The sequence below is a fragment of the Flavihumibacter sp. UBA7668 genome (assembly GCF_002483205.1).
Taxonomy (GTDB): domain Bacteria; phylum Bacteroidota; class Bacteroidia; order Chitinophagales; family Chitinophagaceae; genus Flavihumibacter.
Genome location: NZ_DLHM01000005.1, coordinates 155418 through 179852, shown reverse-complemented (window position 1 = coordinate 179852; position 24435 = coordinate 155418). Strand labels below are relative to the sequence as shown.

The 24435-nt window shown below is 43.3% G+C and carries 17 protein-coding genes; 4 read left to right on the top strand and 13 right to left on the bottom strand.

The genetic code is table 11. The features are described from left to right. Positions 1–19: 19 nt before the first annotated feature. On the top strand, positions 20–877 hold the full coding sequence (locus B2746_RS12845) for an SdiA-regulated domain-containing protein (protein WP_290794514.1): 858 nt from the start codon (positions 20–22) through the stop codon (positions 875–877). Positions 878–888: 11 nt separating this feature from the next. Continuing rightward, complete coding sequence (locus B2746_RS12840) at positions 889–4518, top strand: BamA/TamA family outer membrane protein (protein ID WP_290794512.1); 3630 nt, start codon at positions 889–891, stop codon at positions 4516–4518. Here the strand turns inward: B2746_RS12840 and B2746_RS12835 are convergent. The 12 genes from B2746_RS12835 to B2746_RS12780 all read right to left on the bottom strand — a co-directional run bounded on the left by B2746_RS12835 (position 4509) and on the right by B2746_RS12780 (position 21577). Next, a complete protein-coding gene (locus B2746_RS12835) occupies positions 4509–6866 on the bottom strand; it encodes a hypothetical protein (RefSeq protein ID WP_290794509.1) in 2358 nt (785 codons plus the stop codon). The genes B2746_RS12840 and B2746_RS12835 overlap by 10 nt on opposite strands. Positions 6867–6938: 72 nt before the next feature. Further along, a complete protein-coding gene (locus B2746_RS12830) occupies positions 6939–8240 on the bottom strand; it encodes a murein L,D-transpeptidase catalytic domain-containing protein (RefSeq protein ID WP_290794506.1) in 1302 nt (433 codons plus the stop codon). Between the two features lie 229 nt (positions 8241–8469). Further along, on the bottom strand, positions 8470–9141 hold the full coding sequence (gene nth, locus B2746_RS12825) for an endonuclease III (protein WP_290794503.1): 672 nt from the start codon (positions 9139–9141) through the stop codon (positions 8470–8472). Next, on the bottom strand, positions 9138–9368 hold the full coding sequence (locus B2746_RS12820) for a hypothetical protein (RefSeq protein ID WP_290794500.1): 231 nt from the start codon (positions 9366–9368) through the stop codon (positions 9138–9140). The genes nth and B2746_RS12820 overlap by 4 nt, the downstream gene beginning before the upstream one ends. A 207-nt stretch (positions 9369–9575) precedes the next feature. Further along, positions 9576–9875, bottom strand: a complete 300-nt coding sequence (locus B2746_RS12815) for an FtsB family cell division protein (protein ID WP_290794497.1) — start codon at positions 9873–9875, stop codon at positions 9576–9578. A gap of 77 nt (positions 9876–9952) precedes the next feature. Continuing rightward, complete coding sequence (gene eno / locus B2746_RS12810; protein ID WP_290794494.1) at positions 9953–11239, bottom strand: phosphopyruvate hydratase; 1287 nt, start codon at positions 11237–11239, stop codon at positions 9953–9955. Between the two features lie 137 nt (positions 11240–11376). After that, entirely contained in the window at positions 11377–14301 is a 2925-nt protein-coding gene (locus B2746_RS12805; protein WP_290794491.1) for a glycoside hydrolase family 3 N-terminal domain-containing protein, read from the bottom strand. 115 nt (positions 14302–14416) lie between these two features. Beyond that, on the bottom strand, positions 14417–16657 hold the full coding sequence (locus tag B2746_RS12800) for an N-acetylmuramoyl-L-alanine amidase (protein ID WP_290794488.1): 2241 nt from the start codon (positions 16655–16657) through the stop codon (positions 14417–14419). A gap of 3 nt (positions 16658–16660) precedes the next feature. Next, positions 16661–17023 (bottom strand): BlaI/MecI/CopY family transcriptional regulator, encoded by a 363-nt coding sequence (locus B2746_RS12795; RefSeq protein ID WP_290794485.1) that lies wholly within the window; start codon positions 17021–17023, stop codon positions 16661–16663. A 93-nt stretch (positions 17024–17116) separates the two neighbouring features. Then, on the bottom strand, positions 17117–19036 hold the full coding sequence (gene mutL, locus B2746_RS12790) for a DNA mismatch repair endonuclease MutL (protein ID WP_290794482.1): 1920 nt from the start codon (positions 19034–19036) through the stop codon (positions 17117–17119). 36 nt (positions 19037–19072) lie between these two features. Next, on the bottom strand, positions 19073–20413 hold the full coding sequence (locus tag B2746_RS12785) for a D-alanyl-D-alanine carboxypeptidase/D-alanyl-D-alanine-endopeptidase (protein WP_290794480.1): 1341 nt from the start codon (positions 20411–20413) through the stop codon (positions 19073–19075). Positions 20414–20437: 24 nt separating this feature from the next. Further along, on the bottom strand, positions 20438–21577 hold the full coding sequence (locus tag B2746_RS12780; protein ID WP_290794477.1) for a formimidoylglutamase: 1140 nt from the start codon (positions 21575–21577) through the stop codon (positions 20438–20440). Between the two features lie 63 nt (positions 21578–21640). Between B2746_RS12780 and B2746_RS12775 the strand changes: the two genes are divergently transcribed. After that, positions 21641–22315, top strand: coding sequence for a phosphatidylserine decarboxylase family protein (locus B2746_RS12775; protein WP_290794475.1), 675 nt, complete (start codon positions 21641–21643; stop codon positions 22313–22315). Positions 22316–22722: 407 nt separating this feature from the next. Here B2746_RS12775 and B2746_RS12770 read toward each other — a convergent pair whose 3' ends face one another. Further along, on the bottom strand, positions 22723–23445 hold the full coding sequence (locus B2746_RS12770; RefSeq protein WP_290794472.1) for a YjjG family noncanonical pyrimidine nucleotidase: 723 nt from the start codon (positions 23443–23445) through the stop codon (positions 22723–22725). A 57-nt stretch (positions 23446–23502) separates the two neighbouring features. On the opposite strand from B2746_RS12770, the gene B2746_RS12765 reads away from it, so the two are divergent. After that, complete coding sequence (locus B2746_RS12765) at positions 23503–24423, top strand: DUF2167 domain-containing protein (protein ID WP_290794469.1); 921 nt, start codon at positions 23503–23505, stop codon at positions 24421–24423. The last annotated feature ends 12 nt before the right edge of the window (positions 24424–24435 follow it).

Sequence of the window (24435 nt, the reverse complement as noted above, 5' to 3'; positions counted from 1 at the left end):
GTCCCACTAACTTGCAGGTATGTTTTCACGGAGAACACAATTATTTATTCTGGCATTGATTGCCATCCCGTTTATTTCCTGCAATCAATTAAACGGAGTCTGTTTTGTACCTGCTTTGGATGGCTATCCAAATCAGCCCGGTTCAACAATCCTGCTAAAAAAACCGCTCAGAGAGATTTCAGGAATCAGCTATCATAACCCCGGCCAACTGGCTGCTGTCAATGACGAACAGGGCAAGCTTTTTATCCTGACAACCTCAAATGGAAAATTCAATACACTTAGTTTTGGCGGAAAAGGCGATTATGAAGACATAACCCGCACTCCGGAAGGCTATTATGTACTTAAGAGTAATGGTAATCTTCACTTACTGGATGGCAGAACCGGCAAGGAAATAACGGTTTACCCACTTCGATTCGGAAAGTTCACAGAATTCGAAAGTGTTTGTTTTGACAGCAAAAAAAACAGACTTCTGTTGATTTGCAAATCATGTGGAAGAAATGAACCGGCTGTTTACGCCTGGGCTTTTAATCTTGACACCCATCAACTGGAAGAGCAGCCCGTTTTTCGGATCGACTGGAAAGAAATCCGTCGGCTGGGCAAAGACGACACCATCGAATTCCTTCCTTCCGCTGCTGAATTTCACCCTGTCACGGGTAAATTGTTTATCTTGTCTTCCACTGCCAAACTACTGCTTCAATGCTCTTCCGAAGGAATTCCGGAATTGGCAACCGGACTAAATCCGGATCTTTTCCAACAACCAGAGGGTCTTTGTTTTAGTCCCAATGGAGATTTATTCATCAGTAATGAAGGCAGACAATCGAAAGCCAGTCTCTTGTTTTTTCCGTACCAGCCAGCACCTGCTGCAATGACCAGATAAAATTGAACTGCATGATTTACCCATTCATCCGATTGCTGCTATTATGGGTTATGCTTTTGATGGGACGGTTTGTCCTGGCGCAATCCGATTCTGTAATAACCGAAATTCTTCTGATCGGTGATGGCGGCGAATTAAATCATAACCGTCATCCGGTACTGGATGCCTTGTTACAAAAAAAATCAGATCAGCAAGCCAGAGTTGCCACCTTGTTTTTCCTGGGTGATAATATTTATCCCTCCGGATTGCCTGATTCAGGGCATCCGGATTTTAAACGGGCCCGTGCGATTCTTGATACACAGTGGAAAGCCGGCTTACAATTGGCTGAGCAGGTGTTTTTTTTACCAGGCAATCATGATTGGGCAAAAGGTCGTTCATATGGTCTGGATCAGGTCAAAAACCAGGGCGATTATATTCGGGACCTTGAAATTCCCAAACTGAATTTTTTACCTGCTGATGGCTGTCCGGGACCGGAAGAAATAAAGCTGAATGAACAGCTTACAGCAGTTATTATGGATAGCCAATGGTGGTTGCAACAAAATGAGAAACCCGGAATCAGCAGTGCTTGTGATTGCAAAAACTCCGATGAAATTCTGTTTCGATTGCAGGAAATAATTTATCGTAATCAGAACAAAACAATTCTCTTTCTTAGCCATCATCCGTTTCTATCCTCGGGTATACATGGGGGGTATTATCAATTCAAACAGCATATATTCCCTCTGACAGAATTCAATCCGGGTTTATACATTCCACTGCCTGTTATTGGCTCAATTTATCCGCTGGTGCGGGGTGGATTCGGGAATATTCAGGACAATAAACATCCACTGTACCAGAGCATGTCCTCTCAGGTAGATTCCATACTTGCCACACATCCTGCAGTTATCAGAATAGCCGGACATGAACACGGGCTTCAGCATATTACCCAAAACGGTCAGCATTATATAGTTAGCGGAGCCGGCTCAAAAGCAACCCGTCATCGAAAATCCATACCCGGGCGCATCAGTTTTTCCACTACCGGCTATGCAAAGTTACAATTTTCAAAATCAGGAACTGTCCGATTGATTTTGATGGAAGCTACCGAAAAAAGCCATAAGGAATTATACAGCCAGGTACTGCCTCTGGACCCCCCTGAACAGGTATCAGTAAGTGGCCATTTCTATCCGAACTGGCCTGACTCTATCCAACTTGCGGCAGCCCCTTACTTTAAAGCAAAATCTTTCAAAAAATGGGCCTTTGGTGCCAATTACAGAAAAGAATGGACCACTCCAATCACGGTTCCCTCAATTTCTATTAGTAAAGTAAACGGTGGCTTAAAGCCTACAAAAAGAGGTGGAGGAATGCAAAGCAGATCGCTTCGATTAGAAGACAGTTCAGGAAGAGAATATGTATTACGCAGTATTGAAAAATATCCCGATAAAACACTACCTGAAGAACTGAGGCAAACCTTTGTAAAAGATGCTATTGTGGATGGCATTTCTGCCTCCTATCCTTATGCAGCATTATCTATACCCAGGCTAACTCAGGCTGCCGGAATTCCGCACACCAATCCATCCATCGTATACTTACCGGATGATCCGGCATTGGGTCCGTATCGGACAGATTTTGGCAAAAAACTCTACCTCTTTGATTCAAGAGAGCCGGATGGAATTCCTAAAACCTATAGCACAGACAAAGTACTGGAAGCAATTCAGAAAGACAATGATAATGTGGTGGATCAGGCTGCCGTGTTAAAGGCGCGGCTACTGGATCTTTTTATAATGGATTTTGACAGGCATGATGATCAGTGGAGATGGGGAAGCTCCTCAAAAAAAGAAGGAAAACTGTACTACCCGATTCCAAGAGATCGGGATCAGGCATTTTTCACCAGTCAGGGTGCTATTCCCTGGCTGATCAGCAGATCCTGGTTACTTCCCAAATTTCAGGGCTTCCGTACCCGGGCACAAAACATCAACACCTTTAATTTTAATGCCCGATACTTTGACCGGAGTTTCCTGAACAGAACAAACCGGGCCGATTGGGAAAAAATAGCACGCGAATTACTGCTTAAATTAAACGACAGTATCATTGATCAGGCTTTGGCCGATCAGCCGAAAGAAATAAAATTGCTGGCTGCAGGCTCAATTGCGGAAACACTGAAAAAAAGAAAAGCCTTTTTGTTGGAAGAAGCGCTTTCTTACCAGGCTTTTTTACATCGATTTATCGACATTCCGGGTTCCAATAAAAAAGACTGGTTTGAGCTGGAATGGAAAAAGAAAGGATTATTAAAGCTTACCATTTACGATATCAATAAAGAAGGCCAACCTTCAGATAAAATCTCCGAACAACAAATTGACCCGGACATCACAAAAGAGCTTCGCTTATACGGACTAAAAGGAAGTGATGTATTTCATATAAGTGGCAAAATGCCTAAAAGATTTACTATCCGGATAATTGGAGGAGAAGGGAATGATAGTCTGATTGCTCAACAAACCGGCAATAACAGATCCCGGCTGAAATGGTATGATGCCAGTTATGAAAAAAACAGTTTAACGGGAGATGGCCCGCTTGTTCAAAAATTCTCCGAACGGGAATCGATTCACAACTATAACCGGAAGGCTTATCATTATAATATAACAGCGCCCCTTGTATTGGCCGCTTACAATCGGGATGATGGCGTATTTCTGGGAGCCGGCATCAAAACTACCCATCACGCATTCCGAAAGCAGCCCTATGCCTACCAGCATCAGTTCAATGCCTATTATGCAGTAGCAACCGGAGCCTATCAATTCCGATATATTTTTGATGCCCCGGTATTTCGGTTTTATGCCAATCTCAAAGCACCCAATAATACCAGAAACTTTTTTGGCTTTGGCAATCAGACCAAATTTATAAAAAACGAGGAGATCAATATTACGTATTACAGGTCCCGGTTCAATTTGTTTGAACTTGCTGCTTTGGCAAAATACCATCCTGTTCCCTCCCTGCAATTAAATGCGGGTCCTATTTTTCAGCATTATTGGATCGATTACGATGACAATGAAGACCGATTTATAACCAAGCCGGAAAGCGGCCTTGACCAGGACCGTTTAAAAATGAAAAAGACCTACCTGGGCTTACAGGTTCAGACGGTGCTGGATACCCGAAATAATACGAATCTTCCCTACCGCGGAGTACATTGGGTTAATACAGGCCGTATTGTTCAGGGGGTAAGCAGTATCGCAGGCTCTTTCAGACAATGGGAATCAGCATTCGGTTACTATATCGGACTGGGTGGCAGTAATAAGGTAGTACTGGCAGGCCGGATTGGCGGTGGTGGCAATTATGGCAATTATGAATTCTTCCAGGCGCAATACCTGGGCGGCAATGAAAGCCTGCGCGGCTACCGGAATTACCGGTTTGCAGGAGATCACCGATTCTTCAACAACCTTGATCTGAGGATCCGACTCACCGAAATCAGGGGATATATATTGCCTGGTACGCTAGGCATGTTACTATTCCAGGATATCGGAAGAGTGTGGTGGAAATCAGAAGACTCCCGCCGCTGGCACCTGGGATACGGCGCTGGCTTGTGGATTGCCCCGGCCAACAGGATCGTTATTGCGGCCTGTTATGGTCAGTCGGACGAAGGCGGACTTCCCTTTATCAGTCTTGGGTTTCAGTTCTGAGCAATTTCTATGACCTCCGGATGGCCTTCCTGATTTTGTTTTTCCGGCATCTCCATATTGATGCTGACACGTAGTGCTTTTAATCCAACCACACCCTGCAGTTCTTCCAATTCCAGCTGTTCAAGATCATGTAATAATAATCGTTGGTTCTGCAGGAATTCAATATAATCGAGGTATTCGGAAGCTTCCTTTGTCTGTGAAAACACAATGGCAAGTTTCCCCGGTTGTGTCAATCGCTCATTGCTTCCTTTAACATGAACCTTATCAATCCTCTTTTTAATGATTTCATATCGAATGTTATAAGCACCGTCCACATCAAATTTCCGTTCAGCTGTACGGAAACTGATGGAGATTGGAATACTATGTGCGAGTATAAGCTGGGTCGTTTTTAAGGGATTACTTAACCGCAATTGTAACTGATGCGCCAGTTGTGCCGCTTTGGTTAGCGTTGTAATCTGCCACATTTTGAGGTTCTTCAAATAAAACGTATCAAAGGGTTTATCCGGTGTAATGGACTGACCGATATACATATTGAAATCAACCCCATCGGTTACAAATCGCTCAAAATAATGGGGATAAATCCGCTGTGCAGCTTCCTGTTCAGCATCTATAAACCTGGATAGTTCCTGGTTGATCAGGGTAATACTTTCTTCAAAATCATGGCGGTGATTTACCCGCAGCTTGATGGAAGGATCAATCTGTTTGAAATAATCATCAATCTTTGGTCCAATAGCCGGCAGAAGAACGCGAAGATGCTCAAATAACTCCACTACTTCATTTCGGAGAAACTGATCGATGAGTACCTCGTCTCCGGAAAACAAAATATTGGAAACATTATAACTGTATTTTTCAATACGGTAGGCAACTTCCTGCAGGAGCGGCATATTGGTTTTTTCCTGTGCTATACGGATTACTTCACCGGCTTGTTTTAATTGCTCCAGTAAATCCAGTTGAATCGCATTATTTCGTTCAATGGATGAATTCCGGATATCAATTGCCCCATACAGTGGAAAAACATGGTCAAATACAATAGGTTCAATTTTAGCCTTTGCACCTTTCGCTTTTAATGCAATAAACTGCAGGGCTGCTTCCGTAAACTTCCACTCAACTGAACTTTGAACTGCTGTAAAATGCTGTTTGATTACTCTATCTACTTCATTATCCAGTGTTTCAGAGGCTTTTTCCATAGCCAATACAAACAAGGGAATAGACTCGGTTGCTTCTACCAGATGCTGATGTTGAATTTTACCGTCCTCTTCATGCACCAGTGAAAGAACGCCGATCAGTTTTCCATTGCTTTTCAATGGAAAAAAGGCGGCGCTTTTATAACCCTGACTGGTAACTTTATCCAACAAAGGATACCGTTCCAACCAAAAGGAATCAATGGATGAAATCAGCAATGGCTGATCCGTTTCTTTGAATAAATCCTGAAATACCTTGCAAATAGATTCTTCACCGGTATTGCTGTTGACCGATTTCAGCAGGAGGCTGTGCTGCGTAAATTGTTCTACCACAATCTGGTGATCATTTACTCTGAAAAATGGAGTAATACCCATCCGTACATTGTGGATTCCCATCAAAGCCTGAAGCTGATTTTCCAGTTGATAGAACACATCTGTATCACCAAAATCATGCTGTTCAAGAAGAATATTTTTGATCGTGTTGATTACTTCCCGATGGGTGACATTTTTAATTCGCACGATGGTAATTCCTTCGAATCTGAATTGATTCAGAGGAAAGAGTTTCTGCAATCTTTCATGATGCAAAACATCTGACACATTGCAACAATGTTCCAAACCGGAAATATCCGGCAGGTCACCTTTTGCATGGACTTTGATAAAGGTAGTATCCAGGTCCAGTTCATAAAAATTGAGCAGTCCAGTTTTTGGATTAGGAACTTTTAAAATACTGGTGACATTTCCATCAATCTTATGTCCATATAATTGGGATAAGATTAATTTATAGGCAGAGGCACATTTTTCATTTTCCAGATGCTGATTGGCTATTTCGACTGGAATTCTGTTCAGGTTTCCCTGTTCATTCAGAAATAATTCTCTGAAACGATTGCTGGAATATATTACATCCTGGCCAAAGGGTATGCCTACACCATAAATATCTTCTTTGTCAGAGTAAGAAACAGGAAAAAGGGTAGCCATTAGCATGTCTACCCACTCTTCATGTTCTTTAAGTAGTGAAATATCTTCGATCGGCTCCAGTAATTCCGGATGCCGCATGATACGATCCAGTAATGTCTGGTATAATTTCCGGGTTCCGGGTCGGCCTTCAGCAGCCGTTCTGGCCCATGCATCTACCAGGGGGGCAAAGGATAATTTGGAATGTATTTCCATTTCCCCAAAAAAATTGGTCTCCATTTTGTTGACCGTTGCGTTAGAGCAAACGGATACAAAGTTAACCAATTCCTAGATTACAGGAATATAGGTATCGTCATACATCCACATCAGCATCGGCTTTTTGCTGTTGTCGATCATATTGCCCAGGCGATCCAGCACTTTTGGCGCAACAGATGGACAACCCTCGCTTTGCCAGATGGGGAAATTGGTTTCAATATCCGGAACCGTACCCATTGCATGTAATACTATATAACGCTTCAGCGCATTGCTATTGGAAGATTCCAATCCATGCAGGCGGTAGGAATGTCCAAAATCACCTTCATAGGATTTTCCTATTTTATAAACCCCCAGCGAACTGCAGTTGCTACCCGGTTTGTTGGAATATTCTTTGTCAAGATTCAGGTTTTCCCTGCCTCTGCCCTGTGCAACCAGCGCACTTTTTTCAATCCGCATGGTTTTGAGATTCACAATAAAAAACCGGTACTTGTTTGATTTTACGCTCATATCAAGCAAAAATGCATACTCATTATTGTACCCGCCCTTATTTGCCATTGCAGCCAGTTTTTTGGCTTTCTGAATTACTTCCGTGCGATCTGCCGATTCATTTCCGATTTCTGGTGAAAATCCATCCCAAAAAGGAGGAATATATTTGTAAAGGCTTGATTTAACTTCAGTTTTACCCCTAAAACTGTAGGTTTTTTCCTTTTTTTCCGCTTTTGTTACCGTTTCGGAAGACAGGGTTCCGGATTCAATTTGCGTATTTTCGGCTGTTTCATTTCCATGAGGGAAACGGTCTTTCTTTGCAACAGTGGTTACCTCTGAATTCTCATTATAAGAGGTGTTAACCGCTGTTTCTTCTGTATTATAGTTGATTACAGTACGACCTGCGCGTTTTGGACTTGCATTTACCAGCACGTCTTCCGGAATTTCTACTTCAGGTTTAGGCTGTTTTGTTTTAACTCTGCGACTCGCATTCTTACTACTGGCCACATAGGGATGAAGATTTTCTAACTCCGCATCCGTTTTAAGGAGATCAGCCAGCATTTCTTCCGATTTTTTCATTACCGGCTCCAGGTCTTTAATATCTTCTTCCTTCCTTAAATTGGTTTTGGCAAGAATAGCTTTTGCCTTTTTGGGATTTTTGCGGACTTCAGCCACTGCCTGTTTGTTAACAATGGCAACTTTGGCGGGAGTTTTAACCTCCAGTCCGGGTATGGCAGCCTGCTCATAATTAAGAACAGATCGGCCAGCTGATAAATCTTCAGTGGATTGTGCTACGGATTTAGAAGTGAATCGAACAAACGGCTGATAAATTGCAATAAGCAATAACAGACAGCCGCTAATTCCAGCTACGTATAGCTTTGTCTTCATAAGGGGTACTTTTTCGTTTTTAACAGAATGCGGATTAATTCTAAAACGAAAAATATTAGCTTTTATGCTTGCCTGCAAGGTAAAAGGGGCTGGAATTGCCCTATAGTAAAGTTACGAACGAGTTTATTTTATTGATTATGAGCAGTTTATATTTTGCAGCTTCGACCAATGGCAAAATATTTTCGACGAATAAACAGTAGTTTTTTATACAGGAATCCCCTTAAAATACCTACTTACCATGAGTAGTTTTGATTAGTTGATTTGCTTGCTGCTTTTTGTAAAACTTACAAATCTCCGTAAGTCCACAGGAATTACACTGTGGGGATCTTGCGGTGCAAACATACCTTCCATGCAAAATCAGCCAGTGATGTGCGATATGAATAAGATCCCGGGGAAGATGTTTGACCAATTGTTTCTCGGCTGCAAGGGGTGTTTTGGCATTATGGGTAAGGCCGAGCCTGGCGGATACCCGAAAAACATGGGTATCAACTGCCATATTTGGTTGAGCATCAACAACCGAGGTAATTACATTAGCTGTTTTTCTCCCAACTCCGGGAAGTTTGACAAGTTCTTCCACCGTCATGGGCACCTGACCATTAAATTGTTCAACCAGCATTTTGCCCAATCCAACCAGGTGCCGGGCTTTATTATTTGGGTAGGAAATACTTTTAATCAGGGTAAAAACTTCTTCTATGGTGGCTGTTGAAAGCGCCTGTGCGTCGGGAAATCGTTCAAAAAGAGCCGGGGTAGTGAGATTGACTCTTTTATCTGTGCATTGGGCAGACAAAACAACGGCCACCAAAAGCTGAAAGGGATTATCATACAATAATTCCGTTTCGGCATTGGGGGCCTGTTGTTGAAAAAAAGCTAATACTTTGGAATACCGTTCTTTAATCGTCATGCGCCAGTTTCCACCGCCTCTCTCGCATAATTCAGAACAGACAATACCACCTCAGTGCGAGGTTCAATTGTTGGCTGATCGAGCAATTGGATGGATTCCTGCAAATCTACTAAACTCTTGCGGAGTTCGTAATCCTGTTGCAGTGCCGCTTCGATTAAAGTGTTTTGTTCGGTGGAAGTTTCTTTGTACAAATAAAGTAGTAAATCTTCCTGTGTAAAGATTGACATAAGCAAACCATTTTTGTCCAGTAAATAAATTACCCGGGGTCCAGTCCGGGATTTCGTCCATATCTAAAACGGGTATTATTAGAAGATTATTGCGATAACCTAAAAATAATTGTACATTTTTTTAGAAAACTTTCTACGAAGGGATAAATCAACAAATTGTAAAATCAGCAATTAGGGTTTTGAAACCTTTTAAGTGGATATAATTAATTAATCTTCAATTATATATACATCCTCATTTGCTTTCTTCATGCGATATCGTTCTCTTGCATACCGCTCCAGCGTTTTGGGATCTTTTTCCAGAAGTTGCAATTCTGCGCGGGTTTCTGCAATCTGCTGCTGGTAATATTCCTTACTTTCTTCCAGATTACGCAATTCTTTTTTGTAGCGAAAATGGGTGGTGATAACATCCCGATCATCAAAAAATACCATCCATACCGCAAACAGTAAAACTGCAAGCAGGTATTTATTTTTCAGGTAAGAAGGAATATGGGATAGTATATTTTGCATTTGTTATGGGTTGGGCGGGTAGTAAACCGGAGCAATCAAAACTGCAACCGAATTACTACCCTTCCTGATAACCCGTATTATTTACCGAATTTAAGATTTTTCGGATACACGGCCGTTTCATTCAGCATTTCTTCAATACGAATAAGCTGGTTGTATTTTGCCATCCGGTCAGAGCGACTTGCAGAACCGGTTTTAATCTGTCCGCAATTCAGTGCAACTGCCAGATCAGCGATGGTGGTATCTTCCGTTTCTCCACTGCGATGACTCATAATAGTATTATAACCATTGTGTTGAGCCAGCGTTACGGCATTGATGGTTTCAGTTATGGTTCCGATTTGATTTACTTTTACCAGCAAACCGTTTGCAATGCTTTTGTCGATACCCTGCTGTAAACGGGTAACATTGGTTACGAAAAGATCATCTCCAACCAGCTGGCATTTGGTGCCAACAGCTTCTGTCAACGCTTTCCAGCCATTCCAGTCATCCTCCGCCATACCATCTTCAATGGAAGCAATAGGGTATTGTTTAACCCAACTCTCCCAGTATTTCACCAGTTGATCCGGACTCATTTTCTTGCCATCGCTCTTATGAAAAATGTATTTTTTGGTTTTGGCATCCCATAATTCGGAATTGGCCGCATCCATAGCAATCATGATTTGAGATCCGGTTTTATAACCAGCTGCAGCAATTGATTCCAGTACTGTTTCAATTGCTTCTTCATTGCTCTGAATATTGGGAGCAAACCCGCCTTCATCACCTACGTTTGTGCTGTATCCTTTTTTCTTCAGAACTGATTTCAGGGTGTGGAAGATTTCAACGCCCCATCGCAGCCCTTCAGAAAAACTGGAAGCGCCAACCGGCATTACCATGAATTCCTGGAAATCGATTTTATTATCAGCATGTGCACCACCATTTAAGATATTCATCATAGGAACCGGCAATGTTTTGGCATTGGTTCCACCGATATAACGGTATAAGGGCAATCCGGCTTCAATTGCTGCGGCTTTTGAAGCAGCCATGGAAACAGCCAGTAAGGCGTTTGCACCTAGCTTTCCTTTATTAGGTGTACCATCCAGCTGAATCATGAGGTTATCAATACCTGCCTGGTCAGAAACATCCCATCCCAATAATTTTTCAGCAATAATGGTGTTTACATTTTTAACTGCTTTCAACACACCTTTTCCCACATATTTTTTCTTGTCATTATCCCGCAGTTCAACCGCCTCGTGGATACCGGTACTGGCTCCGCTTGGAACTGCGGCACGACCCAGAGCGCCTTCATCCGTTATAAGATCAACTTCAATAGTGGGATTTCCACGGCTGTCTAAAATCTGCCGGGCATGTACTTCGGAAATGTAACTCATTGTTTTTGCTTGTTTGATTTTGAGATGAATGTGTGCACAGCAAGCGGTCACAAATGTAAGGAAAAGTAAAAAGTAGAAAGTAAAAAGTAAAAAATGCAACACTCCCCTATTCACTCATTCACTATTCACTCATTCACTCATTCACTACCCTGCATTGCCTTATAAATTATGTCCTGCACCTTGGGCCGTACGCTCATTCTCAAAAACTTATTGGGATCTCCGTTATTCACCACCCGGTTACTGAGAAAAATATAGGTCAGGTTGTATTTTGGGTCAATCCATACACAGGTTCCGGTAAAGCCGGTATGGCCAAAGGTTTCAGCGGAAACATAACTGGCAGGATAGGGTTCTTTCCGGATGGCATTATCCCGCTCCGGTTTATCAAAACCAAGGGCCCGGCGACTGATGCCGCTAGCATATACAGTAAATAAATCAACTGTAGATGGTTTGAAAAAAGTTTTACCATCAATGGATCCTTTATTCAGCAGTAACTGAGACAGAACAGCCAAATCATAACTTGTGCTGAACAAACCTGCATGTCCGGCTATTCCGCCAAACATCGCAGCTCCCGGATCATGCACATCTCCCTGGAGACGCTGTTTGCGGAATATGGCTTCCTGTTCGGTAGGTGCCATATAGTTGGCAGGAAAATGATTACGGGGTAAAAAACCAGTGTATTGTAATCCCAACGGCTCATAAAACGTCTTACGGGTATATTCATCCAGGCTCATACCAGAGATTGCTTCCACTATTTTTCCCAGAAAAATAAAATCATTGTCGCTGTAAATGTATTTGCCAGACGGACCTAATTCGCTCTTCAGTATGCGTTTGTAGAGGGTATCCGTAAAATCCTTCCGCATAAACATATGTTCCGCTACACGAATATTAAATAGGGTATCGGGCTTGTTTGAATAGATGGATCCATCCGGACTTCCATCGGCCGGATCAATTGTTTCCCGATAAAACGGGATAAATGATTTTAGTCCGGCCTCATGCAGCAAAACATCCTTGATTACCAGCTTTGCCTTATCGGATCCTTTGGTCCAGCTGATATAATCACCAATGGTTTTGTTGATATCCAGTTTCCCTTCATCAAAGAGTTTCATAACCGAGAGAGTAGTAGCCATCACTTTGGTAACGGATGCCATATCAAAGATGGTTTCACAATACATGGGCGTGGAATCGGTATAGGTATATGTACCGAAGGCGCGCTCATAGGCAATTTTTCCATCTCTCGCCACTAATACCACGCAACCCGGAATGGCCTGTTGTTTGATAGCATCCAGGCAAACCGAATCAATTTTTGCCAGTTGCTGATAATCGAAACCCAGCTTGCCAGCCCATGTTTCAGGTAATAATCGCGTCGAAACCAGGCCGGTTCCGGAAGGAATTTCCGGACAAACAGATACCGGCAACTTCCCCTTTGGACTGATCCGGCCATTGATCAGGTCAGCTGCTGTTTCCTGGGTTATGGGGTCATCGTCGTATGCTGCCAGTAATACCTGACTGTTACAGGAATTCGTGATGGCATAGGGGTTACCAAAAAATACAGTAATAGTAGGCAGGTTATCTTTCAAATGTCCGAGCAGATGGAGCCCGGCAGCATTCAGACCAAAATTTCTGGCGGGGGTCCGGCTATAGGAATGAATGCCTGCAATCACCACATCATATTGTCCTATCATGTACTGGATGAGGGCATTGGCGGCATTTTCATCCAGGCGATTACTGAAGAAATAAGTATGCGCTCCATAATCTTTCCGCATCCGGTCTGCCATTGCATTATTTTCACTCGTTCCAATTGCCACATAGGCTACCCGGCGGTTGGTACCCGGTTGCAGTGGAAATATTGCGCGATTTTCATTGCGGACCAGGGTTATTGCCTCCTCCGCCACTCTTCGGCGGAGGGCGGGAATATTCTTATTCAGGTCATTTGTAAGGTTATGAAGTTCAATCGGTGATAGATTCGCCAGTCCATATTCATATTTAGCCTGTAAAACCTTTTTCACTTTTTCATTGATACTGGCCCATGTGAGCTGTTTTTTCCGGATCGCTTTTTTGACGGCGGCAATACCTCCCGGGATATCACCAGGCAGACAAAGCATATCATTTCCTGCGATAAGAGATTGTGCAGAGGCTTCTCCATCGGGATAATAATTGGCAATTCCCTTCATTTCAAGGGCATCGGTAAATGTCAGTCCTTTAAAACCAAGTTCATTTCTTAGGAGCTGGTTTACATGTTTGGCAGAAACGGAACTGGGGCGATTTTTTGCATCATCGATGGCAGGAACCGCCAGATGACCAACCATTACACTGGCAACACCCGCATTGATCAGCTCCCGAAAGGGATAGAGTTCCATAGAGTCCAATTCCTGTCTTGTTTTTCCAATCAGTGGCAAATCATAGTGTGAATCCACCGCAACATCTCCATGTCCGGGGAAATGTTTGGCACAGGCCATTACACCGTTATCCTGCATTCCTTTCATATATTGAATACCCAATTCCGCCACCTTATATTTGTTTTCACCGGCGGAACGCTCTCCGATAACCGGATTGGCCGGATTATTATTAATATCCACTACCGGGGCATAATTCACCTGAATTCCTACCCTGCGGCATTGCTCAGCCACGGCTTTTCCATAATCATACATAAGGGTTGGATCGGTGGTTGCACCCAGCATTACCTGACGTGGCAGGCTCTGAACACTGTCGAATCGCATGCCGAGTCCCCATTCACCATCTACCGTTACCAGTAAGGGTGTTTGAGCTGTCTTTTGGAAATTATTAATTCTTAATGCATGCTGTACTGGTCCGCCCTGGAATACACAAATGCCTCCGATATTGTATTTCCGGATGGCTTCCTCCACTTCTTTGTCAAAGAAAATCGGGACACCGTTTTTCATTCCTGAACTACGGATAATCATCAACTGGGCAATTTTCTGATCGTTCGTCAGGGTTTTGAAAACACTGTCCACCCATTGATTTGCCCCTAAAGCGGATTTTTTTTGCGCGGAAAGGCTGGTGGCTGCCAGCATCACTCCTGCCAATAACCAAGTCTGTTTCATTTGCCTAAGTTATTGAAAAATACCGCACAATTCAGCAAATTCCCGCAGCTTTCACCCGCCGGGTGGCACCCGACCGGTAGTACCGGTCGGGTGCCACCCGGCGGGTGAAAGGGGATTATTCCCGTTCGAGCAGGAAGGTGACGGGCTGTTTGAAATAACAGTGGACAGTTTTACCATTTTGGATGGCGGGTGACCATTTCCCGCTTGCCTCAATCACGCGACGGGCTTCTTCGCCCAGGCCATTACCCGGATCTTTGATTATTTGAATATCTGAAATGGAACTATCTGCTTTTACAATAAATCCAATGATAGCCGTGCCGGATGTTTCTTTATCTATTGCCTCCTGTGGATAATGTAAAGTGGTGTTTAGAAATTTCTGCCAGGCTTCCTTCCCACCGGGAAAAGCAGGCATAACTTCTGCTTGGGTGAACGTCTTTTCAATTTCTTTACGATTATGTTCGCCTGGAGAGCCGGTTTTTGGACCATCAACAAAATGTACCAATATATCATATTGATCAGGAGCCCCGGTACGGGCTTTATAACCCGCTGCAACCCGCTTCACTTCCGTTTTTAATGAGTGGTTATTTAATCTCCCGCCACCCGGTTGGTAGCCAACCACTACTAAAGAAATATAACCGGATTGTAACGCGGTTTCATCTCCATGGAAGCTGATGGATTCAAAGCTGCCATCGCTCTTTAATTTTACTGTAGCAGCCACCTTATCTGAACCGGAGCCTGCCACAGCAGTAGAAGGAACCTTTAAATTGGACTGAAAATGCCGGGCCAAAGCGGTCCTCCAGCCGGTATCTTGTTGTAGAAACTGATTATCCATTGTTTCAAGTACAACCATTCCGTTTTTTTTCTGGTGTTCTGCGAATAACACAGCTGATTCCAATAATTTTCGGGCAATTTTTTCCTGATTGGCTTCCTGGCGGATAAAATTCAGGTCTTCCTGATGTAGGATGGAGCCACATTCGATCAAAATAGACGGACAATTCACCTGATCCAAAACCCAGATCCCGCTGTTTTTCCGTTCCCGAATTTCATTTACATTGACCACCACACCAAGCTGATGCTGGAAAATCTGGGCCGCATCCCGGGATTCTTTTTTATCCGGATTGGGACTTATTTCTCTGGGAACATAAATATTGAACCCATTATTTTTAGGCACAACCCCATCAATATGAAGTGAAATAAACAAGGTTGGTTTTATTTTTCGTGCCAGCTCGGCCCTCCAACGGGCGGCTTCATTCGGATCCGTTAATCCGTTGGGCAGCTCTTCACCTGTTCGGGTAAGCACCACTTCTACATTATACGCTTCAGCGAGAGCAGCTGTTTTTTTGGCCAGTTGCAATGCCAGTAACTGTTCCGTTATTCCATCAGCCGATTTAACCCCTGGATCTTTTCCGCCATGACCGGCATCCACTACAATTGTTATACGTTTCTTAGCCATGAGTTGGTTGCCTGATTTTCTGGCTACGAATGCCAGCAAAAACAGGGAGGTTCCAATTACCAGCGGCAGCGCCATTAACCGGCTCCAATAACTTGTTTTTTTAAATTGAATGTTAGTAAGCATATGGATTCTTCGTTTAAGTTGATGTTGAAAAAAATGATGGGAAAGAGTGAACTGCCTGGCCCGAATACTTCTTTCCAGCAATACCTCCGCATATTCCAACTGCTCTCCTGTTCCGGCCGCGTGTTGATCCGCCAGGTATTCGTGAATGGTTCTTAATTCATTTCTAATCAGGTAGTAAAATGGATTGAACCAGCACAGAATAATAGCCAGATTTGTAAATAGACTATCCAGACTATGGTACTGCCGGATATGAAACAACTCGTGCCGGAAGATCTGCTGGCCGGCTCTGCTGTGCAATTCAATCTGATCATTCCAGAAAATTGACCGGAAAAAAGAAAATGGAGTTCCCTGCTCTTTGGTATGGTAGATCTGTATATCGTCCAGTTGTTCTCCTTCGTATTGTTTTCGCATTCGTTCAATGCTTCGGATGGCTTTTACCAGGGTAACCGTTCCTGCCGAGATTCCAATGAGATAAACCAGCCAAAGCAGTTGCGACCAATTAAAAGAACGGTTCCCGGCTAGAAATCCGGCTTCCTCCCCCTCTCCATATACGGTAATCACCTCCATTGTACGTATAACCGTACGGTCAATGGCCCCGCCCCCTGGAATTGGCAGAATTATTTGCAGAAACGGAAGAACCAGTGACAATACCAACACACTCAGCAGATAATACCGGTTGTATTGGTGAAACCGATGATCTCTCAGAAACAACCAATAGTAGGCAAGAAGAATACCGGAACAGATCAGCATCTTGGTTATCGTGATCAATAAAAAGGACATAACCTATTTTTTTGATGAACGAATTTGTTGTAATAAGGCTTCCAGCTCCTCGATCGAGATCTTTTCATCTTTTACAAACTGGCTTACCAGATTGGAGGCAGATCCCTCAAAATACCCTTTGACAAGCTGCTGAACGGAGCGTTTGCCATAGTCTGCTTTACTGACCAGGGGGCTGTAAAGATTATTCCGCCCCTGTTGAATGGCCTGGACAAATCCCTTTTCCATCAGGATTTTCAGAATAGTGGCAATGGTATTGGAATGTGGCCTGGGTTCGGCAGTGGCTTCCATTATATCTTTGAGAAAACCCTGTCCGATACTCCACAAGGCCTGCATTACTTCCTCTTCCGCTTTAGTCAATCCTTTCATATAACTAACAATTTAGTTACACCAAACTAAAACTATTTATTTAGTTATACAAATTATTTTTTTCACCGGTCGGGTGGCACCCGACCGGTGAACTTAGAGACCGAAGGAGCGCGAAAGGTAATCCTGGTTGAATTCAATGAAGGTAGGGCGACCGGTAGCGGTGATATTGGGTTGCGCGCAACGGAGCAGGTCATCGGAGAGCCGGCGCATCTCAGATTGCGTAAGCCCGGTGCCCGATTTGATAGCATGCTGAGTAGCCAGGGAACGGATCAATTTTTCCCGGCGGGAAAATTTTACATCGCTGCTGAAATGTTTGTATTGGTCGAGCAATCGCTCAATAGCAGCTTTCTCATTACCCTGTACTATATCAGCGGGACTCCCCTGTATAACAAAACTATTGTTTCCAAAAGGTTCGATCTGGTAACCCAGCAATACCATATCCTCCAGCAATTCTGAAAGCAGGGCAGCATCTGCCGGAACCAGCTCCAATGAAACCGGAAACAGGCTCTGTTGGGATGCCATCGATTTACCAACCAATGCAGCAGCGTATCGTTCATATAAAACCCGCTCATGGGCAAACTGCTGGTGAATCAATAAAAAACCCTGGGTAGTTGGTGCAATAATATATTGTAACTGAATTTGCAATAATTCTCCGTGTTCCAGCAATTGCCATTTCTTGCGGGGCTTTTCCCAATCAAAATACAAATCATCCTCCTCATTATTCAATTTACCGGCAAGACCAGAACCGGCAACCGGTTGCTCAAAAAACGCTTTCCAGGAAGGAATACCTTTAGCCGACTTCTCACCGGATCCAGCAGAAAAGTCAGGGTTTTCAGCGGGAATTGAACCGCCAATTCCAGAATACCCTCCTTTTTCAATCAGGTGTGCCTGATTCGATTTGGAAAAGGACTGAAACAAGCCTGAATTACTGGCAGCAGTACGCTGATCATGCGTAAAAGGCTTGGCAACGGCATCCGATTGCTGAATACCTGCATCAATATCGAATTCCAGGGTTGGCGTTATGCTGAATTGTGCCAGGGCATGCTTAACCGCCGCCTGAACAAAGGCATACACGATTTTTTCATCCTCAAATTTGATCTCCTGCTTGGTTGGATGCACATTCACATCAATCTGTTCCGGATTGAGATCAATAAACAATACATATAATGGAAAACTATCTGCCGGGATAAGGTCCTGAAAGGCTTGCATCACGGCATGGTGCAGGTACCCGCTGCGGATAAATCGGTTATTGACAAAAAAATACTGATCGCCGCGCGTTTTTCTGGCAGCATCCGGCTTACCAATGAAACCCTGGATATTCAGGTAATCTGTTTGTTCCTGAACCGGAACCATCTTTGCATTGTAGGCATTTCCCAACAACTGCACAATCCGTTGTTTCAGGGATCCCTTATCCAGGTGAAAAACCTGCTGCCCGTTATGGGTCAAAGAAAAAAACACCTGCGGAAAGGCCATGGCCACCCGAATAAATTCATCAATGATATGCCTCATTTCTGAAGCATTACTTTTGAGGAAGTTGCGGCGAGCAGGAACATTAAAAAACAGGTTCTTCATTGCAATACTGGTTCCCAACGCCGTAGCACAAGGCTCCTGCCGAACCACCACACTATTTTCTATTTCGATATAGGTGCCCAGTTCGTCTTCAGGACGCCGGGTTTTGAGTTCAACCTGGGCTACCGCAGCAACGGATGCCAGTGCTTCTCCGCGGAAACCCATAGTATTGATATGAAACAAATCGTCGATCTGACGAATTTTGGAGGTGGCGTGCCGTTCAAAACAGAGACGGGCATCGGTCTCGTTCATACCCTTGCCATTATCTATTACCTGAATCAGTGATTTACCGGCTTCATTTACCAACAGACGAATTTCAGTTGCCCCGGCATCCACGGCATTTTCCAACAATTCTTTCACTGCACTTGCCGGACGTTGAATCACTTCACCTGCCGCGATCTGGTTGGCTATATGATCGGGCAATAATTGTATGGTATCAGCCAATGGTCACTCTCCTTTCGGCAAAGATAGCACCTGCGCTTAATTCATTTCCCATAGTTTTTGCAGGAAGGCTTCCACTGATCTTCTGACCTTAACAGCACTGGTCTGGTGATTATTCACCAGAACGGAAAACAACAGATTGGTGCCTTTTTTTGTAGTCAGGTATCCACTAATGGCAACATGTCCGCTTAATGTTCCTGTTTTAGCGTGAATGGCGCCTGCCATGCCGGTATAATAATTGGAAAGGGTGCCCTGATCCGAGCCTGGCAGAATACTGAATACCCGTTCTCTTCCCATTTCCTTTTCCATTTTTTCCAACAGCCAGATAAAATCCTGTGGAGTAAATAAATTATACCTGCTTAAACCCGATCCATCTACCCATTTAGGAGGATCCGGCAATCCCTTTAAGGAAGATTTTAAAAGCGTATCAATTATTTTATATGTATTCATCCAGCCAAATTCTTTCTGTGCAGCCATCAGTAAAACCTGCTCGGCAAAAAAATTATCACTGCGATACATCATTGTTTTTAGTACACTATCACGTAATTGGGAATAGATAATTTTATCTGCCTTGCGGGTATTTTCAACAGGCACCAGCAAAATCGATCTGCCAATAGTATCACGTAATAAATCAAGGGCCGAAAAAACGCCATTGGTAACAAAGGGGATTTCAATCGTTCGTAAAATCTCTTTTCCTTCCGAAATCGTAAACTGGTTGGTATACCGATCGCGGATAACCGAAAAACTGGCTGTTTTGGATGGGTTGAAATTTACTTTCCACGACACTTCCGGTTCAGAATAAACAAAGGCTTCATTCACAATGGCTCCATCCTCTGATTCTGTTTTCTCGAGTACCTGTGTCCACCGGATTGTATTTCCATATACAGGTAAGGGACTTTTTTCCGGCATATAGGAACTATTGAAATCATCCCATGACCAGCCATATCCCAATTCTTTTTCCTTCCAGTTGTCCTGGTGAATTACCAATTCTTTTCTATTGGATTTCAGCCAGTCGATAACCGGATGAACCGGATAATCCGGATGTAACAAGGTGGGATCACCGGTTGCCTCCAGATAGATACTGTCTGCTGTTTCTGCATACCGAATTCCGGGTATGGAATCGTCGAGGTATTTAAGGGCTGCATACAAACTAAAGAGCTTTGTATTGCTGGCCGGAACAAAGTATTTATTTGCCTGATAATTATACAAATAGCTGCCCTTCTGCGGATCATATACACTGATTCCAATATGAGCATGTTGAAGTCCCTCCTGATTCAGCAGAAGATCCTGTGCTGATCGCTTGAGTTTTTTTGGGGTGGAGCAGGCGGATAAAAAAATCCCCAGTACCGCCAGTGATACCAGCTGTGTGTGTAAACGCATTCGATAAAAATAACTAAAAAAAGATCAGCTTCTTTCCTGCGCTCTCAACCATCTTTCCGGGATATCATTGTTGCTGGCAATGACATAATCCTTGTAGGAACAGGCGATAAAACGCGCATCGGGCAACTGCATCCACCAACGACCGGTTTTTTTGCTCTGCAGGAAGACCGTTTCCACTTCTGCAAAAGCCGTATTGTATTCGTAAAAGGATTCCCTTTCTTTTATTGTTGCTTCTCTCTTTCCTTTGCTGACACCATCAACAAAGTACCAGATCATCTGACTGATTTGCTGGGCAGTTAACTGATTGGAATCTGTACCGGGTTGATACCCATAAATACCGAAACTATTTACCATCGGGCTCATACCGGCATATCGGGCAAGCACGCAGGCTTCTTCTCCATTAAGTCCGTTTGGTGAAATGGCTGATCCCGGAGCATAGGCATGGGCGATGGCTGATAAATCAAAACTCACCATCCTGCAATTCCGGAGAACGGGCTCCATTTCATCTATCTGTTCTTTAATGGTTCCAACCCTGAAACAATCAAATCGAAGTTTATCCATATTCTCCAGCATATATGGATGAACATAATAACTCTGGAAGGCAAGATGGCTGTAATGTTTCATGAAGTTTGGTTCGCCCGTCAGCATTTCCATCAGAAAATGATCGGCCTGGGGCAGCGCTTCCATATCGAGGTCAATTTTGGCATCGATACAGGCTGCTTCAATTAATTGCTCCCGATTTGCATACGAGTGATACTGAGCAAGTGTCAGATCATGAGAACCTCCGAGAATAATTACCCGTTTCCCGGCATCCGTCAATTCGGAAAGTACCATTTTCAAAGCTGCATAGGTATCACTAAGGGACGCACCTGGTTTAATATTTCCAATATCTGCCAGTTTTATATCGGTATGCCAGTAAAAGCTTCTATAAAAACTTTTTCTAATCTGATCAGGTCCTTTAGAAAAAGGACGTCCCATTCCCAGCCCTCTCTCCTCACCACAGCCAACCAGAATCAGTTCGGCCTGTTCGAGATCAGGAAATTCATCTTCTTCATAAACCAGTACCTGTTTTCCCATCTGGCCTGAACGAAAGCCCTGGTCATCGCTGATTTCTGCCAGTGATACAGGATTCAGGAAATCCATTAAATGTTGCAATTCAATCATGACTGCAATATAATAATTGGTCACTTTTAGGTTATACCTAATTTTGCGATTCAACGCATCAACATGACAATTCACAAAGAAGGTTATAAATCAATCGCTATTGCAACCCTGGTTTTTGTACTCCTGAATCTTATTTCATTCTTTTTTATCAGTGCATCCTTACCCCTGCTTAGCTGGATTATATTCATTGCTTTGCTGGTTCTCTTATTATTTATCATCTCTTTTTTCCGAATCCCCAACCGAACCCACACTTTTGATGAAAACAAGGTTATTTGTCCGGCTGATGGCAAAGTAGTTGTTATTGAAGAGGTATTTGATGAAGAGTACTTCCACGACAAAAGGATTCAGGTAAGTATTTTCATGAGTCCGGCTAATGTGCATGTAAATCGCAATCCTTTTTCCGGCGAAGTAGTTTACAGCACTTATCATAAAGGCAAATTTCTGGTTGCCTGGAATCCAAAATCTTCCACTGAGAATGAGCGCCACAGTGTTGTTTTAAAAACCGGAAACACCGAAGTATTGGTTAAACAGATTGCCGGTGCGGTAGCCAAACGTATTGTCAATTATCTGAAACCGGGTATGAAGGTGAAGCAGAATGATGAACTGGGCTTTATCAAATTCGGCAGCCGCGTTGATGTGCTCCTGCCCTTAGGAACGAAGGTAAATGTTAGCCTCAACCAGGTTGTAAAAGGCGGCGTGGATGTGTTGGCGATGTGGAGGGGAGAAGGTGAGAGGTGAAAATAGTGAATGGGGTGAATGGGGTGAATGGGGTGAATGGGGTGAATGGGGTGAATAGTGAATATTCACCCCAATTCACAAATCAGCTTTTGCTTCCAGCTATTTTAGGACGAGTCATCTTGATCTTTAGGTCATTCATTATTAATCACTAGTATTCCAATCCAGCTTTTCTAAGTTTAATTCGGAATCGTTCAGCAACGCTAACCAGGCTGCCCTGCCTCAGATCCAGAACAAAAACTGTTTTTTCCACAAGCTTTTGGAATGCGTTTACTACGCTGCATCCATTTCTTTTTTCTTTCCCTTTCCTCCCCCTTTCCCCTTTCCTCCGTTGTCTCCTCTTTCACCTTTCACCTTTCACCTTTCTCCTTTCTCCTCTCTCCTTTCACCTCTCACCTTTCACCTTTCACCTAAAAGATCTCCTTCATTTCCTCCAATCCGTAAACCGTATACGTTGGAGTAAATGATGGGGTTTCGCGAATATGGTTAACGAAGACCTGGTCCATGCCGGCATTTTTAGCACCAAGGATATCGGCTTCCAGATGATCGCCAATCATGATACTGGAGGAAGGCATTGCGCCCGCAACGCGGAACGCATATTCAAAAATTTCCAGATTCGGCTTAAGGCTATTACTTCCCTCTGAGGTAATTACCTTTCCAAAGAAATGATCGATTCCGGAATTTTTCAATTTTGCATGCTGGACGGTTTCAAAGCCATTGGTGATTAAATTTAAGGAATACCCTTTATCAGTAAGGTAAGTTAGCAGCTCTACCGCATATGGAAATAACCGGTTACGAAAGGGAAGATGATCCAGAAATGCGGCACTTAATTCCCTGGCAAGTTTTTCATCGCCTATTTTAAAATCAAGTAAAGTATGCCACATTCTTTTCCAGCGGAGTTCATCCACTTTGATAAATCCTTTTCTATAACGCTCCCAGAGCTTGTCATTATGGTAACTATAACGTTCGTGGAAATAAGTAAAATCACTTACTCCAATTGTCGATAAATTCAGCTGTTTAAAAATATGTTCCAGCGTTAATCGGGCATTTTCTTCGAAATCCCACAGTGTATGGTCAAGATCAAAGAATAAATGAGAATATTGTTTCATATCTGAATTGCAAAGGTATTGCATGATTCTATAGAATTACTATCTTGTCAATCCGTAGCACCCTAAATTCATTCGATCCCTATGACCAAAATTCTACTCGCAGGCACCGCTCTGATATCCAGCTTGTGCGTTATTGCAGAACCCGTGGACAGCATCCATAGTGCTCCATCACAAGCAGATCAAATCCAGACTGAATTAAAAAAACAAGCCGACTCGATTGATCAGGAACTAACTTTTCATGCAGGAAAACTTCGATTCTCCGATCAATCCATTCGTATGAAGGTTCCATCCGGTTATTATTTTATTGATGCCGTTCAATCAAGATATATACTTGAAACAATCTGGGGAAACGTACCGGATGAAGAAGTATTGGGCATGATTGTTCGATCCGATTTTTTGCCAGGTGAAATCAATAACGATTACAGTTTTGTTATCAGCTATTCACCGGTTGGTTATATTCCAACTGATGAAACGCCGGATTTTGATCACAATGAATTACTGGAAGATATACAGGACCAATTGCAGGAATCCAACAAAAAAAGGCTGGAAAACGGATTCAATGCACTTCAGGCAGAAAACTGGGTGATGGTTCCCTATTTCGATAATTATAAAAAAGCATTGTACTGGGCAACCGAACTAAAAGTGAATGGCAGCGATGAAGCACTTATCAATTATAATCTCCGACTGCTTGGTAAAAACGGTGTATTAAAAATAAATGCCGTTGGCACCATGGATCAGCTACCCGCCATTAAACAGGTTTTGCCTTATATCCTTGCACAAACGGAATTCCTGGAAGGCTTCCGGTATGCAGACCAACCAGACCAAACAAAAACTGAACATCCCTGGAAATTAGAGGAACTCATATCGGGGAAAAAGGAAACTACCATCTTCTCCATTGTACCAAAGCCCATTGCAACCGGTTCATTAGTAATGATTGGAACCTTTATTTTCATTCGCGGTTTTAGCAATTTTAAAAGAAAAGCAGCCAACCCAACTCCATAAGAAGGCGTACAT